Here is a 13126-nt window from a genome sequence, read left to right as displayed (position 1 = left end):
GATTCGCGAGGGTGACAGGCATGGATACGGTCACGATCAAGGCAAGGGGCATCTCGGTCGCGCTCGACCTTGCGGTCGGCCACATCGCAGACATGACGGTCGAGGCCGACGGCCGCCGGCTGCAGCCGCTGCATCGCGCGCCCTGGGTCGGCGCGCCGCGCGAGAGCCTGCCGCAGGACCTGCCCGAGGGCACGGTGCGTCTCTCCGGCGATTTCCTCTGCGCGCCGTTCTCGCGCGCTGATGTCGAGGAGGCGCCGCTGCATGGCTGGCCGGCGAACAGCGCCTGGGACCTGGTTGAAGATAGCGCCGTCAGCGATGGCTGGCGCGCCAGCTTCCGGCTGCGCCGCAAGGTCATGGGTGCCAGCGTCGACAAGGTGCTGACGCTGCGCGACACCCACCCCTTCCTCTACCAGGAGCATGTCTTTTCCGGCGGCGCCGGCGCCATTTCCGTCGCCCACCATCCAATGACGGTAATGCAGGGCGGCGGGTCTCTCGCCTTCTCGCCGAAGCGCTATGCGGCGACGCCGGGCGACCCGCTGGAGCCCGATCCGGCGCGCGGCCGTTTCCTCCTTGCCTACCCCGCCCGCTCGGCCGATCTGACCCGGTTTCCCACGGCAGCCGGCGGCACCGCCGATCTCACCGAGTATCGCATAGAGGACAGGCGCGAGGATTTCCTGACGCTGGTGGAAGCCGATCACGGCGGGCCGGGCTGGACGGCGCTTGCGCGCCATGCCGAGCAGGACCTGGTGCTGGTGCTGAAGAACCCGGCCGAATTGCCCATCACCATGCTGTGGTTCAGCAATGGCGGCCGCGACTACGCGCCGTGGGGCGGCCGCCATCTCGGGGTGCTCGGCATCGAGGACGGTCGCGCCGCGGTCGGCCACGCCGCCTCGCTCGGCGACAACTGGCTGAAGCGCGAAGGCGTCGCCACCGCCTTTGCGCTTGCCGAAGGCCGCAGCGTCTCCTTCCGCCATGTCATCGGCGCCGTGCCTTTCGCCGGCGGCGAGCCGCCGCGCGACATCGAGGCCGCGCGCGACCACATGCGCATAACCGGCGCCGACGGCATGGTTCGGGAGATCGCTTTCGACGGCGATTTCCTGCGCCTCGGCCGCTCCGTTCCGGCCTGAACGCCGGGCATCCCGCGCGGGTTTGAAATTTCCGCCGACTGCCGCCAAGATGCGGCCGAAAATCGCTACCGGAAAGGCGCCGATGTCCGAGATCGCCCATATCACAGCCGCCATCTTCAAGCGCGCCGGCAAGGCCAAGCGCTTCGTCGTCGCCATCGCCGGCCCGCCCGGCGCCGGCAAGTCGACGCTGTCCGGCAGGCTGCATGAACTGCTGCCGGAAGGCGCTTCCGAAGTGGTGCCGATGGACGGCTTCCACTTTGACGACATCGTGCTCAACCGCCGTGGTCTGCGCGCGCGCAAGGGCGCGCCGGAGACCTTCGACTTCGCCGGCTTCGAGACGCTGCTGAAGCGCATCCGCTCGGGCGAGCCCGACATTGCCATTCCGGTGTTCGACCGCGGCATGGAACTGTCGCGCGCCGCGGCCGAGATCATCGGCGCCGACACCAAGTTCATCCTGGTCGAGGGCAACTATCTGCTGCTCGACGAGGAGCCGTGGTCGCGGCTGGCGCCTCTGTTCGATTTCACCATCTTCGTCGACGTGCCGCGGGGCGAGCTCGAGCGCCGCCTGATGGAGCGCTGGCGCGGCCATGGCCGCTCCGACGAGGACGCCCGCGCCTGGATCGCCTCCAACGACATGCCCAACATCGATCGCGTGCTGGCGCGGCGGCGGGTCGCCGATCTCGTCATCGGCGAACCGGGCTAAGGCGAACTCGTTCAATTTGCAGCAATTTCCGAGCGGAACCTTAAGACTTTCCGGTCGTTATGCCGACATCCTGATTGTGTCGTTTGAAGGACTCGTCCGATGGCTACCAGCACAAGAAAACCCGTCAAGGGCAAGGCAGCTCCGCGCAAGGCCACCCAAGCGAAAAACGGCGCCGGCCCGGCAATAGCCGAGCGCTCGAAGGACGCCAAGCCAGCCTTCGGCAAGGCGGCGCCCAAGAAGGTGGTGCCGGGCGCGGTGCACAAGGCCGCCGTGAAGGCGCCGAAGTCGCACAAGCCGGCGGCAGCCAAGTCGGGCCCGATCCGCACCGTGGCAAGCATTGCAACGGGCGCGGTGGCCGCCACAGCGCGGCTCGCGGCTTCGGTGATTGGCAGAGGTGGCGCGAAAGCCAAGGCGAAGTAGGGTCGGCCTTTCAGCCCCTGGCGGGGATGGTGAGGCCTCTCTGCACCGCCGGCCGCGCCAGTCCGCGCTCCAGCCATGCCGCCACGAGCGGAAAGTCGTCGAAGCCGACGAGTTCGCGCGCCTCGTAGAAGCCGATCAAATTGCGCACCCAGCCGAGCATCGAGATGTCGGCGATGGTGTAGTCGTCATCCATGATCCAGCTGCGGCCCTTGAGCCTGGTTTCGAGCACGCCGATCAGCCGCCGCGACTCGTCGCGATAGCGCTCCAGCGGCCGCTTGTCGGCGATCTCGCGCCCGGCGAATTTGTTGAAGAAGCCGACCTGGCCGAAGATCGGGCCGATCGCGGCCATCTGGAAGAACACCCACTGGATCGTCTCGTAGCGACGGATCGGATCGGCGGGGATCAGCTTGCCGGTCTTGTCAGTGAGATAAAGCAGGATGGCGCCGGATTCGAACAGGCCGATCGGCTTGCCGCCGGGGCCGTTCGGATCGATGATCGCCGGGATCTTGCCGTTGGGGTTGAGCGACAGGAATTCCGGCGTCCAGCTTTCGTTCTTGCCGATGTTGACCGCATGCGGCTCGTAGGCAAGGCCAAGCTCCTCCAGCGTGATCGACACCTTCACCCCGTTCGGCGTCGGGAAGGAATAGAGCTGGATGCGATCGGGATGGGCGGCCGGCCAGCGCATGGCGATCGGAAAGGCGGACAGGTCGGTCATCGAAGGCTCCTGGGCGGGGACTGGGCGCCGGACGGCGGTCGTGGCGGGTCGCCATGAGTTAGGCGCGCGGCCCGCCGCGATCAATATGCAAGCGAGGGTTCCGGACCGTCGATGGAAATGACCCTGGCGGAAATAGAGGCCGTCAGACCGCCTTGAAGGCCAGCACCGCATTGGTGCCGCCAAAGGCGAAACCGTTGCTGATCGCGGCGCGCACCTTGCGTTCGCGCGCGACATTCGGCGTCACGTCGAGATCGCAATCCGGGTCGGCCTCGCGGAAGTTCGCCGTCGGCGGCACGATGCCGTCGCGGATCGCCATCACGCAGGCGATCATCTCCAGCCCGCCCGAGGCGCCGAGGCAGTGCGCATGCATCGACTTGGTCGAGGATATGGAAAGCGCGCGCGCGTGCTCGCCGAAGACGCGCTTGATTGCCGCCGTCTCGATCTGGTCGTTGGCCTTGGTGCCGGTGCCGTGCGCGTTGAGATAGTCGATGTCCTCGGGATTGAGGCCGGCGTCGGCGAGGCAGAAGCGCATTGCCGCCTCCGGCCCCTCGACGGTCGGCGCGACGATGTCGGAGGCGTCGGCGGAGAGGCCGGCGCCGGCGATCTCGGCGAGGATTGTGGCGCCGCGCGCCATGGCGTGGTCGTAGCTTTCCAGCACCGCCATGCCGGCGCCTTCGCCGAGCACCAGGCCTTGGCGGTCGGCCGAGAACGGCCGGCAGGTTTCGGGCGACAGCACGCGCAGCGCCTCCCAGCCCTTCAGCACGCCCCAGACCAGCGGCGCGTCGGTGCCGCCGGCGACCATGACGTCGGCGCGGCCGAGCCGGATCTGGTCGACAGCCGTGGCGATCGCGTGGTTGGCCGACGAGCAGGCCGAGGTGACGCCGAAGACCGGCCCGCGCAGCCCGAGATTCATGCTGACCTGGCCCGAGGCGGCGCCTGGCATCACCTTCGGTACGGTGAAGATGCCGGCGCGGTTTTTCTTGTCGATCAAAATGGCGCGGTAGTTTTCCTCGATCGCCTCGAAGCCGCAGACGCCGACGCCGACGATCGTGCCCATCCGGTAGGTATTGTCCGCATGCGTCGCCAGTCCGGACTGCTGCATGGCTTCGCGTGCCGCGATCACCGCCAGCAGGCTGAAGCGATCCATCGACACCAGCTGCTTGCGGTCGATGCCGTGCTCGGGCAACTCCTTGATCTCGCAGCCGATCTTGACCTTCAAATCGTGCAGCAGCGGATTGTCGATCGGCCCGATCGCCGAGCGGCCGGCGCGCATTTCGCTCCAGATGGCGGTGGCATCGGTGCCAAGCCCGCAGAGTCCGCCGATGCCGGTAATGACGACGCGTTTCAGCATGCGGTCAGGCTTTTTTCGCGATCAGCGCGCGAACCGCCTCGACCATGTCGCCGACATTCTTCAGATTGCTCCAGGCATCGACCGTGTTCATCTCGATCTCGATGCCATACTCTTCCTCGAGATCGAAGATGATCTCGGTCAGTTCCAGTGAATGGATGCCCAGCGCGGTCAATTCGGTGCTGGTGGTGATCTCTTCGCCGCCGGGCTCGGCATGAGCCTTGATCTTCGCGATGATGTCCGTCGCCAGCTGATCAGCCATTCGGTCTCTTCCCCACTTTGTCGTTTCCCGACGCCAATCGATCAGCGCCCCTTTTATCCCCGGATTCGCATCGTCGTCGTCGCTTCATGCTCCGTCAGACGTCGCATGACCGTTCCAAGGTGGCTCCCTCTATAGAAACCGAAACGCTGTCAAGCAACAAGCTATATATCGACAAAGCCGCCGGAGTGCTTAACGTTGGCGGCATGGACATGATGGCAACTCTCTCGACTTCAGCGCCGACTGCACAGCGTGTTGCCGGGCGAGCCAGGCTTTTCTGCGGCAGGAAGGACGGCCGCACGCGGCTCGAGCGTCTTTACCAGGACGGCTCGGCCAAGATCCGCATGCCGGCCGTCTCGGTCGACCCGCTGGAAGCCGTGCTGATCAACACCGCCGGCGGCCTGACCGGCGGCGACCGCCTTGCCTGGCAGGTCGACGTCGGCGCCGGTGCCTCTGCCTCGATCACCACCCAGGCCTGCGAGAAGGTCTATCGAGCTGCCTCCGACCGTGCCGAAATGCGGGTCGAGCTGAATGTCGGCGCAGGCGGCAGCCTCGCCTGGCTGCCGCAGGAAACCATCGTCTTCGACCGCGCGGCTTTCGCCCGCAGCCTCGACGTCGAGCTTGCCGCCGGCGCCGAGGCGCTGTTGCTGGAGGCCACCGTGTTCGGCCGCCTGGCCATGGGCGAAAGGACGACGGAAGGCAGCTTCCATGACCGCTGGCGTGTCCGCCAGGAGGGCGCTCTCGTCCACGCCGAGGATTTCCGCATAGGGCCGGACATAGCGGCTGCGCTCGGCCGCCCGGCCGTCGCCGGCGGCGCCGCCGCGGTCGCGACACTGCTGATGGTCTCGCCGCGGGCGGAGGCTTTTCTCGATCCGGCGCGCGCCATCATCGGCGATGCGGGCGGCGCCAGCGTCTGGACCGTCAACCAATCTGGCAAGCTTCTTGCGAGGCTGTTCGCCGAGGACGGCTACCGGCTCCGCAAGCGGCTGGTTCCGCTTGTCGAATTGCTCAACGGACGGGCCGGCCTGCCCAAATTATGGTCACTCTGAAGCTGATTACGCCAATCCGGGGAAGACGCATGAACCTGACGCCGAGGGAAAAGGACAAGCTGCTCATCGCCATGGCGGCGATCGTGGCGCGCAAGCGGCTGGAGCGCGGCGTCAAGCTCAACCACCCGGAGGCGATCGCTTTAATCACCGACTTCGTCGTTGAAGGCGCCCGCGACGGCCGCCCGGTCGCTGAGCTGATGGAGGCCGGCGCCCATGTCGTCACCCGCGCGCAGGTGATGGATGGCATCGCCGAGATGATCCACGACGTGCAGGTGGAGGCGACGTTTCCCGACGGCACCAAGCTGGTGACCGTGCACGAGCCGATACGCTGAGGAGGAAAAGATGCTGGAGCTGCGCCCCAACTGCGAATGCTGCGACAAGGACCTGCCGCCGGAGGCGACGGATGCATTGATCTGCACCTTCGAATGCACCTTCTGCGCCGATTGCGCTGGAAACGTGCTCGGCGGCGTCTGCCCGAACTGCGGCGGCAATTTTACGGCGCGGCCGATCCGGCCGGCGGCCATGCTGAAGAAATACCCGGCTTCCACCAAACGCGTGCTCAAGGCCGAGGGTTGCGGCCCCCGCGTGGCCGCCTGACCGTCCCCAGAGAAGGCATAAGAGAAGGCAAATCGATGATCTCAGCTTCGACCAAACGCACCACGCTGACCGCCGTCATGCTGCTGGCAGCGGCGATGCCCGCCTATGCCCATGTCGGAGTCGGCACGACCTCGTCCTTCACCGCCGGCTTCATGCATCCGCTGTCCGGCCTCGACCACATGACCGCGATGGTCGCGGTCGGGCTCTGGGCGGCGCTCAAGGGTGGCAAGGCGATATGGGCATGGCCGCTGGCCTTCGTCGGCGTCATGCTGGCGGGCGGCGCGCTCGGCATGCTGCATGTGCCGGTACCCTTCGTCGAGCCGGGCATTCTTGCCTCTGTCGTGGCGCTTGGCCTGCTGGTGGCACTTGCGGTTGACCTGCCTGTCTCGGCCGGTGTCGCAATCATCGGCCTGTTCGCGCTGTTCCATGGTCACGCCCATGGCACGGAAGTGCCCGAAAACGCCGGCGGGCTGGAATACATGGCGGGCTTTGCCGGCGCTACCGCGCTGCTCCACGCCACCGGCATTGCCGCCGCGCTTGGGCTTGGCATGCGCTTCCGCGGCCTTGCCCGCGCCGCCGGTGCCGCTTGCGCGGCCGTCGGCGTCGGCCTCGTCTGCGGCGTGCTGTGAGGCTGGCGATGATCCCCGGCGAAGTCATCACCGCCAAAGGCGATATCGAGCTCAACAAGGGCCTGCCGACGCTGACGCTGAAAGTCGCCAACAGCGGCGACCGGCCGATCCAGGTCGGCAGCCACTATCATTTCTTCGAGACCAATGAAGGGCTGAAATTCGACCGCGAGGCCGCCAGGGGCATGCGCCTCGATATCGCCGCCGGCACGGCGATCCGCTTCGAGCCGGGGCAGGAGCGCGACGTCACGCTGGTGCCGCTCGGGGGAAAACGCGAAGTCTACGGTTTTCAGCAGAAGGTGATGGGCAAGCTGTGAGGCCGTTGGCGCCTGGAGCTGTCGGTCCATTCCGCGCGTCCGGCTCAGCCTGGCGGCTTGGCTGCCGCATAGATAACGACTTTCCCCGGATCGTCGAACGCGACGGCGACGACGTCCTCTGCCTGCACGCGCCGCGAATCGATGGCGTTGAACAGCAGCGCGTTGGCTTCGATCTCCTTGCGCAGCTCCGCGATGTCGTCCCGGTGCTGCTCGATCTTGCTCTCGATCGCCGGCGGCGGTCCGCCTTCGCTGCGTGCGGCGTCGGTGAGGAACACGATGTCGACCTTGTCGAGCTTGGAGGTCTTGCGCACCGCGCCGATGTTCTCGCGCGTCCGGTCGATCGCGCTGGCGACCTTGCCTGCCTGGGCGGTGGTCTTGCTCTCTTCCTGCTCGACGTCGGAGCCGACGATGCGGTCGACCGTCTCCTTGTTTTCGAGCCCTTGCGCGTTCAGTCCGGCAAGGGGCGCGGCCGCCAGCAGCAGCGCCACGGCGGCTGCGCTTTTCAGCCTCGTAACGGAGAAGGGGTTGATCGCCATGGCTCGCTCCTGAGGGGGGTCGCTTCCGGACGCGGTGCAGCGCGACAGGGACGAAACGGCTTCCGTCCGGCGATGGTTCCCTCTTCGGCGCCGTGGGCGGACCGGGTGCCGGTCCGCCGCGGCCGGTCGTCAGCTCGCCTTCTTGGTGATCAGGGTCAGCGCGCCGCCGGTGTTCATGCTGGCAGCGACCACTTGCGCCGAGGTGAGCCCCTTGGCTTCCAGCGCCGACTTCACCTTGGGCGTCGCGTCGATAGAGCTGCGCAGTTTCTGCAGCCCGGCCTCGCCGCGCTCGGCGATCACCTGGTTGACCTGCGTCTGGGTTTCCTTGGGCAGCTCGGTGATGTCGACGATGTTGACGCTCTGGATCGTCGGCACGGCCGGCTGCGCGCCGGGCGCCGCGGGAGCGGTCGGCGCGGGCTGCTGCTGCTGGGCAGGCTGCTGCTGGGCGCTGGCGGCGCTCGCCAGCATCGCGGCAGCGGCGGCCGCCAGAAGTGTCGTTTTGCGCATGGATTTTCCTTCCATCGATTTGGCAAACGGTCGTTTCGGGGTGACTCGCCCACCTCAACCGCGAAATGGGAACACAAGGTGTCGCCCAGCGGGTCATTGCGTGACCATAGGATGGCGCCAATGTGGAGCCCGGCTTCGATCGGGCCGCTTTTCGGGAGCAAGTGCTGATGGCTAGAATTACCCGCGCCGCCTATGCGCAGATGTACGGCCCGACGGTCGGCGACAAGGTGCGGCTTGCCGACACCGAGCTCATCATCGAAGTCGAGAAGGATCTAACGCTCCACGGCGAGGAGGTGAAATTCGGCGGCGGCAAGGTGATCCGCGACGGCATGGGCCAGAGCCAGGTGTCGCGCGCCCAAGGCGCCGTCGACACCGTCATCACCAACGCCCTGGTGATCGATGCAAGCGCCGGCATCTTCAAGGCCGATATCGGCCTCAAAGACGGCCGCATCGCCGCCATCGGCAAGGCCGGCAATCCGGACATGCAGGACGGCGTGACCATCATCATCGGACCCGGCACCGAGATCATCGCCGGCGAGGGCAAGATCATCACCGCCGGCGGCTTCGACGCGCATATCCACTTCATCTGCCCGCAGCAGATCGAGGAAGCGCTGATGAGCGGCATCACCACCATGCTCGGAGGCGGCACCGGTCCGGCGCACGGCACCTTGGCCACCACCTGCACGCCGGGCCCTTGGCATATGGCGCGCATGATCCAGTCCTTCGACGCGTTTCCGATGAACATCGGCCTCTCCGGCAAGGGCAACGCCTCGCTGCCGGCGGGGCTGGAAGAAATGGTGCTGGCCGGCGCCTGCTCGCTGAAGCTGCACGAGGACTGGGGCACGACGCCGGCCGCCATCGACTGCTGCCTGTCGGTCGCCGACGCCTATGACGTGCAGGTGATGATCCACACCGACACGCTGAACGAGTCCGGCTTCGTCGAGAACACGGTGGCGGCGATCAAGGGCCGCACAATCCATGCCTTCCACACCGAGGGCGCCGGCGGCGGCCATGCGCCCGACATCATCAAGGTCTGCGGCCTGCCCAACGTCATCCCGTCCTCGACCAATCCGACAAGGCCCTACACGGTCAACACGCTGGCCGAGCATCTCGACATGCTGATGGTCTGCCATCATCTGTCGCCGTCGATCCCGGAGGACATCGCCTTCGCCGAAAGCCGCATCCGCAAGGAAACCATCGCGGCCGAAGACATATTGCACGACATCGGCGCGTTCTCGATCATCTCCTCCGACAGCCAGGCCATGGGCCGCGTCGGCGAGGTGGCGATCCGCTGCTGGCAGACGGCCGACAAGATGAAGCGCCAGCGCGGTTCGCTGCCTGAGGAGACCGGTGACAACGACAATTTCCGCGTCCGCCGCTACATCGCCAAATACACCATCAACCCGGCCATCGCGCACGGCCTGTCGAGGGAGATCGGCTCGGTGGCGGTCGGAAAACGCGCCGATCTGGTGCTGTGGAACCCGGCCTTCTTCGGCGTCAAGCCGGAAATGGTGCTGGTCGGCGGCTCGATCGCCGCCGCCCCGATGGGCGACCCCAACGCCTCGATCCCGACGCCGCAGCCGATGCACTACCGGCCGATGTTCGGCGCCTACGGCAAGGCGCTGACCAACTCCTCGGTGACCTTCGTCTCCAAGGCCGCGCTCGACGCCGGCCTGCAAGGGAAGCTCGGTGTCGACAAGGCGATGGTCGCCGTCGAGAACACGCGCGGCGGCATCGGCAAGCACTCCATGGTGCTCAACGACGCTACGCCTCACGTCGAGGTCGATCCGGAAACCTACGAGGTGCGCGCCGACGGCGAGTTGCTGACCTGCGAGCCGGCCACCGTGCTGCCGATGGCGCAGCGGTATTTTCTGTTCTAGGCGGCCGTTGAGCCGCGCTCGTTGAGCCCATTGGGTTAGGGGCTGCGATGGTTTAGGGTCCGGGAAAAAGCAGGGTTCAACTATATGTACAAGGCCGTCGGATCGCGCGGGTCCCGGGTCAGCCGGGTCCTGTGGATGCTCGAGGAGCTCGGGCAGCCCTATGAATTCGTCGAGGTCAAGCTGCGCTCGCCCGAAGCTTACGCGCTCAACCCCTCAGGCAAGGTGCCGATCCTGATCGACGGCGATCTGAAGGTCACCGATTCCGCGGCGATCTGCGTCTATCTGGCCGAAAAGCATGCCGACAAAGGCATGGGCGCCAATCCGGGTCTCGCCGGCCGCGCCGAGATGGATTCCTGGATGCATTTCGCCCAGTCGGAATTCGAAGCGCCGCTGTGGAACAAGCTGCGCCACCGCTTCATTCTGCCGAAGGAAGTCCGCGTCGATGTCGGCCCCGCCGCCGCCCATGATTTCGCCGCGGAGGTCAAGGCGCTCGACCGTCGGCTCGGCGACAAGCCTTTCGCGCTCGGCGACCGATTTTCCGCGGTCGATGTGCTGCTTGGCGACATGGGTGGCTGGGCTCGCGCCGGCCGGTTTCCGATCGAGTCCGAACGCGTCAATGCCTATTTCGAGCGCGTGCTGTCGCGGCCGGCCCGCGCGCGTGCGCAAGCTAATGGCGGAGCCATGAGATGAAACTGAACATCAACACCGATTTCACCAAATTCCCGCGCGCGATCTCCGTGCTCGCCGCTGGCAAGGCCGGAACGGTCAAGCCCTACGCGAGGGCCGTGCTTGCCCATGATGAGCGGCATTTGCGCCGCCGCGCCATCGAGACCGAGAGCGGCGACAAAGTGCTGGTCGACCTGCCCGAGCCGGTGGCGCTCGACAATGGCGACCGGCTGGTGCTTGAGGACGGCCGCCAGCTCGAGATCGTCGCAGCGCCCGAAGACGTCTACGACATCCGAGCCCGCGATGCCGTGCACCTCACCGAGCTCGCCTGGCATATCGGCAACCGCCATCTCGCGGCGGCGATCGAGGCTGACCGCATCCTCATCCTGCGCGATCATGTCATCAAGGCGATGCTGGAGGGATTGGGCGCCACGGTCAGCGAGGTCCGCGAGCCGTTCAAGCCGGTGCGCGGCGCCTATTCCGGCCATGGCGGCCACGATCACGGCCATAGCCACGCGCACAGCCATACCGAAGCGCATTCCCATGCGCATGGCGGCGAGCATTCCCACAGCCATTCGCACAGTCATTCCCATTCGCATGATGACCACCACCACCACCATGACTGAGCAGCCATACGGCATCGCCCTGCTGCGGTTGATGGCGTGGTTGTCGCCGGCGTTCCCGGTCGGCGGGTTCTCGTATAGCCATGGCCTCGAACGCGCCGTGCAGGACAGTCTGGTGGACGACAAGCAAAGCCTCGCCGCCTGGCTGGAGGCGCTGGTCGAGATGGGCTCGGGCTGGAACGACGCCGTGCTGTTTGCCGAAAGCTGGCGGCGTGCCCGCGACGGTGACGATCCCGGCGAGATCGCGGCCCTTGCCGAGGCACTCGCCGGCTCGCGCGAGCGCCATGCCGAGACCATGCTGCAGGGCGCGGCCTTCCTCAAGGCAGCCTCGGCCTGGCCAAGCCCGGTGCTGGGGCGCCTGCCCGCCGATTGCCCTTACTGCGTCGCTGTCGGCGCCGTCGCCGGCGGCAACGGCATTGGCCTGACGGACGCACTTTCCGCCTTCCTGCAGTCCTTCTTCTCCAACCTGGTCCAGGCGGCGATCCGGCTCGGCGTCGTCGGCCAGGTCGACGCCACCGCATCGTTAGCCGGCTTCGAACCGCTGGCGCTGGCGACGGCCGCCCGCGCCGCCGCCTCCACGCTCGACGATCTAGGCGGCTGCGCCTTCGTCTCCGACGTCATGGCGATGAGGCACGAAACCCAGTACTCCCGGTTGTTCCGCTCATGATCGTTCTCGCCTTCGCGCTCTCGCTCGTCCTGCTCCTCATCACCGCGCTGCATGTCTATTGGGGCATCGGCGGCATCTGGCCGGGCACCGATACCCAGTCATGCGCCCGAGCCGTCGTCGGCTTCCGCGGCGTCGACGAGATGCCGTCGCCTGGCGCCAGCTTTGCCGTCGCTGCCTGCCTTGGCCTGGCGACGCTATGGCCACTGGCGCTCGAGGGCGTCTTTGCCTCGCCCTTTCCCAAGCCTGGCCTCGCCGCCACTTCGCTGCTCATCGCGCTGGTCTTCCTCGGGCGCGGCATCGCCGGCTTCACGCCCTGGTGGCGCCGGCTGGCCCCCGAGCAGCCTTTCGCGCGGCTCGACCAGCGCCTCTATTCGCCACTCTGCCTGCTGATCGGAGCAGGCTTCGCAATCCTCGCCATCACGGAGTTTTCCGCATGACCCAGGCCAATGGCCCCCTTCGCATCGGCATCGGCGGTCCCGTCGGCTCCGGCAAGACGACGCTCACCGAAAAGCTTTGCAAGGCGCTGCGCGACGACTTCTCCATCGCCGTCGTCACCAACGACATCTACACCAGGGAAGACGCCATGATGCTGGCCCGCCTGCAGGCGCTGCCGGAGGAGCGCATCGTCGGCGTCGAGACGGGGGGGTGCCCACACACCGCCATTCGCGAGGACGCCTCGATCAATCTGCAGGCGATCGCCGAACTGAACCGCAAATTTCCGGACCTCGACGTCATCTTCATCGAATCCGGCGGCGACAATCTTGCCGCCACCTTCTCGCCCGACCTCGCCGACCTCACGCTCTATGTCATCTCGGTCTGCCAGGGCGAGGAGATCCCGAGGAAGGGCGGGCCGGCCATCACCCGCTCCGATTTCCTCATCATCAATAAGAGCGATCTGGCGCCCTATGTGAACGTCAACCTCGAAATCATGGAGGGCGACGCCGCCCGCATGCGCGGCAAGCGGCCGTTCGGCTTCACCGACCTGTCGCGCGGCAAGGGCCTCAAGGAGGTGATCGAGTTCATCGTCGAGCATGGCGGGTTGCAGTCGGCGCGCCCGGCCGCCTGACCCACGAGTTTGCCGTTGCT

19 protein-coding genes are annotated in these 13126 nt (G+C 66.7%); 14 read left to right on the top strand and 5 right to left on the bottom strand.

Features of this window, described 5'->3' with window-relative positions; translation table 11 throughout:
* The first annotated feature begins 20 nt into the window (after window positions 1–20).
* The 3 genes from PU724_RS19045 (at window position 21) to PU724_RS19035 (ending at window position 2250) form a co-directional block, all read left to right on the top strand.
* Window positions 21–1127 (top strand): hypothetical protein, encoded by a 1107-nt coding sequence (locus PU724_RS19045; protein ID WP_135859558.1) that lies wholly within the window; start codon window positions 21–23, stop codon window positions 1125–1127.
* Between the two features lie 82 nt (window positions 1128–1209).
* On the top strand, window positions 1210–1830 hold the full coding sequence (locus PU724_RS19040) for a nucleoside triphosphate hydrolase (protein ID WP_127282636.1): 621 nt from the start codon (window positions 1210–1212) through the stop codon (window positions 1828–1830).
* Window positions 1831–1929: 99 nt separating this feature from the next.
* Complete coding sequence (locus tag PU724_RS19035; protein WP_127394252.1) at window positions 1930–2250, top strand: hypothetical protein; 321 nt, start codon at window positions 1930–1932, stop codon at window positions 2248–2250.
* 10 nt (window positions 2251–2260) lie between these two features.
* Here the strand turns inward: PU724_RS19035 and PU724_RS19030 are convergent, their stop codons facing one another.
* The 3 genes from PU724_RS19030 to PU724_RS19020 all read right to left on the bottom strand — a co-directional run bounded on the left by PU724_RS19030 (window position 2261) and on the right by PU724_RS19020 (window position 4575).
* Window positions 2261–2965 carry a glutathione S-transferase family protein gene (locus tag PU724_RS19030; protein ID WP_127394253.1) on the bottom strand — a complete coding sequence of 235 codons (705 nt, stop codon included), beginning with the start codon at window positions 2963–2965 and terminating at the stop codon, window positions 2261–2263.
* Between the two features lie 142 nt (window positions 2966–3107).
* The gene (locus PU724_RS19025; protein WP_127393887.1) at window positions 3108–4316 is read right to left on the bottom strand and encodes a beta-ketoacyl-[acyl-carrier-protein] synthase family protein; all 1209 of its coding nucleotides are present in this window, start codon (window positions 4314–4316) and stop codon (window positions 3108–3110) included.
* A gap of 4 nt (window positions 4317–4320) precedes the next feature.
* A complete protein-coding gene (locus PU724_RS19020; RefSeq protein WP_127282632.1) occupies window positions 4321–4575 on the bottom strand; it encodes an acyl carrier protein in 255 nt (84 codons plus the stop codon).
* 209 nt (window positions 4576–4784) lie between these two features.
* Between PU724_RS19020 and PU724_RS19015 the strand changes: the two genes are divergently transcribed.
* Genes PU724_RS19015 through PU724_RS18995 form a run of 5 tightly spaced genes read left to right on the top strand, consistent with a single transcriptional unit; the run spans window position 4785 to window position 7161 of the window.
* Window positions 4785–5621, top strand: coding sequence for an urease accessory protein UreD (locus PU724_RS19015; RefSeq protein WP_127310193.1), 837 nt, complete (start codon window positions 4785–4787; stop codon window positions 5619–5621).
* 29 nt (window positions 5622–5650) lie between these two features.
* Entirely contained in the window at window positions 5651–5953 is a 303-nt protein-coding gene (locus PU724_RS19010) for an urease subunit gamma (protein ID WP_095805092.1), read from the top strand.
* 10 nt (window positions 5954–5963) lie between these two features.
* Complete coding sequence (locus PU724_RS19005) at window positions 5964–6218, top strand: DUF1272 domain-containing protein (protein WP_127310194.1); 255 nt, start codon at window positions 5964–5966, stop codon at window positions 6216–6218.
* A gap of 35 nt (window positions 6219–6253) precedes the next feature.
* A complete protein-coding gene (locus tag PU724_RS19000; protein ID WP_127393886.1) occupies window positions 6254–6847 on the top strand; it encodes a HupE/UreJ family protein in 594 nt (197 codons plus the stop codon).
* An 8-nt stretch (window positions 6848–6855) separates the two neighbouring features.
* The gene (locus tag PU724_RS18995) at window positions 6856–7161 is read left to right on the top strand and encodes an urease subunit beta (protein WP_126057054.1); all 306 of its coding nucleotides are present in this window, start codon (window positions 6856–6858) and stop codon (window positions 7159–7161) included.
* 44 nt (window positions 7162–7205) lie between these two features.
* Here the strand turns inward: PU724_RS18995 and PU724_RS18990 are convergent, their stop codons facing one another.
* Complete coding sequence (locus tag PU724_RS18990) at window positions 7206–7697, bottom strand: hypothetical protein (RefSeq protein ID WP_127394388.1); 492 nt, start codon at window positions 7695–7697, stop codon at window positions 7206–7208.
* A gap of 129 nt (window positions 7698–7826) precedes the next feature.
* Entirely contained in the window at window positions 7827–8204 is a 378-nt protein-coding gene (locus tag PU724_RS18985; protein WP_135860291.1) for a hypothetical protein, read from the bottom strand.
* Window positions 8205–8371: 167 nt separating this feature from the next.
* Between PU724_RS18985 and ureC the strand changes: the two genes are divergently transcribed.
* The 6 genes from ureC to ureG all read left to right on the top strand — a co-directional run bounded on the left by ureC (window position 8372) and on the right by ureG (window position 13106).
* Window positions 8372–10084 (top strand): urease subunit alpha, encoded by a 1713-nt coding sequence (ureC, locus tag PU724_RS18980; RefSeq protein WP_135860292.1) that lies wholly within the window; start codon window positions 8372–8374, stop codon window positions 10082–10084.
* An 84-nt stretch (window positions 10085–10168) separates the two neighbouring features.
* Window positions 10169–10774, top strand: a complete 606-nt coding sequence (locus PU724_RS18975; RefSeq protein WP_127282625.1) for a glutathione S-transferase family protein — start codon at window positions 10169–10171, stop codon at window positions 10772–10774.
* Window positions 10771–11376, top strand: coding sequence for an urease accessory protein UreE (ureE, locus tag PU724_RS18970; RefSeq protein ID WP_354420424.1), 606 nt, complete (start codon window positions 10771–10773; stop codon window positions 11374–11376). Before PU724_RS18975 ends, ureE begins: the two co-directional genes overlap by 4 nt.
* Complete coding sequence (locus PU724_RS18965) at window positions 11351–12040, top strand: urease accessory protein UreF (RefSeq protein ID WP_354420527.1); 690 nt, start codon at window positions 11351–11353, stop codon at window positions 12038–12040. The genes ureE and PU724_RS18965 overlap by 26 nt, the downstream gene beginning before the upstream one ends.
* Window positions 12037–12477, top strand: coding sequence for a DUF3995 domain-containing protein (locus tag PU724_RS18960; RefSeq protein ID WP_128275147.1), 441 nt, complete (start codon window positions 12037–12039; stop codon window positions 12475–12477). Before PU724_RS18965 ends, PU724_RS18960 begins: the two co-directional genes overlap by 4 nt.
* Window positions 12474–13106 carry an urease accessory protein UreG gene (ureG, locus tag PU724_RS18955; protein WP_128275146.1) on the top strand — a complete coding sequence of 211 codons (633 nt, stop codon included), beginning with the start codon at window positions 12474–12476 and terminating at the stop codon, window positions 13104–13106. Before PU724_RS18960 ends, ureG begins: the two co-directional genes overlap by 4 nt.
* Window positions 13107–13126 lie beyond the last annotated feature (20 nt).

Source organism: Mesorhizobium abyssinicae, from assembly GCF_049887195.1.
Lineage (GTDB): Bacteria > Pseudomonadota > Alphaproteobacteria > Rhizobiales > Rhizobiaceae > Mesorhizobium > Mesorhizobium abyssinicae.
Note: the sequence above shows the minus strand (reverse complement) of the source record. Positions and strands in the feature narration are given on the sequence as shown.

Bases quoted from the DNA above. Each gene is read 5' to 3' on its own strand.
- PU724_RS19030 (WP_127394253.1), bottom strand. From the start codon at position 2,965: ATGACCGACCTGTCCGCCTTTCCGATCGCCATGCGCTGGCCGGCCGCC.
- ureC (WP_135860292.1), top strand. From the start codon at position 8,372: ATGGCTAGAATTACCCGCGCCGCCTATGCGCAGATGTACGGCCCGACG.
- PU724_RS19020 (WP_127282632.1), bottom strand. From the start codon at position 4,575: ATGGCTGATCAGCTGGCGACGGACATCATCGCGAAGATCAAGGCTCAT.
- PU724_RS19000 (WP_127393886.1), top strand. From the start codon at position 6,254: ATGATCTCAGCTTCGACCAAACGCACCACGCTGACCGCCGTCATGCTG.
- PU724_RS19010 (WP_095805092.1), top strand. From the start codon at position 5,651: ATGAACCTGACGCCGAGGGAAAAGGACAAGCTGCTCATCGCCATGGCG.
- PU724_RS18995 (WP_126057054.1), top strand. From the start codon at position 6,856: ATGATCCCCGGCGAAGTCATCACCGCCAAAGGCGATATCGAGCTCAAC.
- PU724_RS19040 (WP_127282636.1), top strand. From the start codon at position 1,210: ATGTCCGAGATCGCCCATATCACAGCCGCCATCTTCAAGCGCGCCGGC.
- PU724_RS18975 (WP_127282625.1), top strand. From the start codon at position 10,169: ATGTACAAGGCCGTCGGATCGCGCGGGTCCCGGGTCAGCCGGGTCCTG.
- ureE (WP_354420424.1), top strand. From the start codon at position 10,771: ATGAAACTGAACATCAACACCGATTTCACCAAATTCCCGCGCGCGATC.
- ureG (WP_128275146.1), top strand. From the start codon at position 12,474: ATGACCCAGGCCAATGGCCCCCTTCGCATCGGCATCGGCGGTCCCGTC.
- PU724_RS18985 (WP_135860291.1), bottom strand. From the start codon at position 8,204: ATGCGCAAAACGACACTTCTGGCGGCCGCCGCTGCCGCGATGCTGGCG.
- PU724_RS19025 (WP_127393887.1), bottom strand. From the start codon at position 4,316: ATGCTGAAACGCGTCGTCATTACCGGCATCGGCGGACTCTGCGGGCTT.
- PU724_RS18990 (WP_127394388.1), bottom strand. From the start codon at position 7,697: ATGGCGATCAACCCCTTCTCCGTTACGAGGCTGAAAAGCGCAGCCGCC.
- PU724_RS19005 (WP_127310194.1), top strand. From the start codon at position 5,964: ATGCTGGAGCTGCGCCCCAACTGCGAATGCTGCGACAAGGACCTGCCG.
- PU724_RS19035 (WP_127394252.1), top strand. From the start codon at position 1,930: ATGGCTACCAGCACAAGAAAACCCGTCAAGGGCAAGGCAGCTCCGCGC.
- PU724_RS19015 (WP_127310193.1), top strand. From the start codon at position 4,785: ATGATGGCAACTCTCTCGACTTCAGCGCCGACTGCACAGCGTGTTGCC.
- PU724_RS18960 (WP_128275147.1), top strand. From the start codon at position 12,037: ATGATCGTTCTCGCCTTCGCGCTCTCGCTCGTCCTGCTCCTCATCACC.
- PU724_RS19045 (WP_135859558.1), top strand. From the start codon at position 21: ATGGATACGGTCACGATCAAGGCAAGGGGCATCTCGGTCGCGCTCGAC.
- PU724_RS18965 (WP_354420527.1), top strand. From the start codon at position 11,351: ATGACCACCACCACCACCATGACTGAGCAGCCATACGGCATCGCCCTG.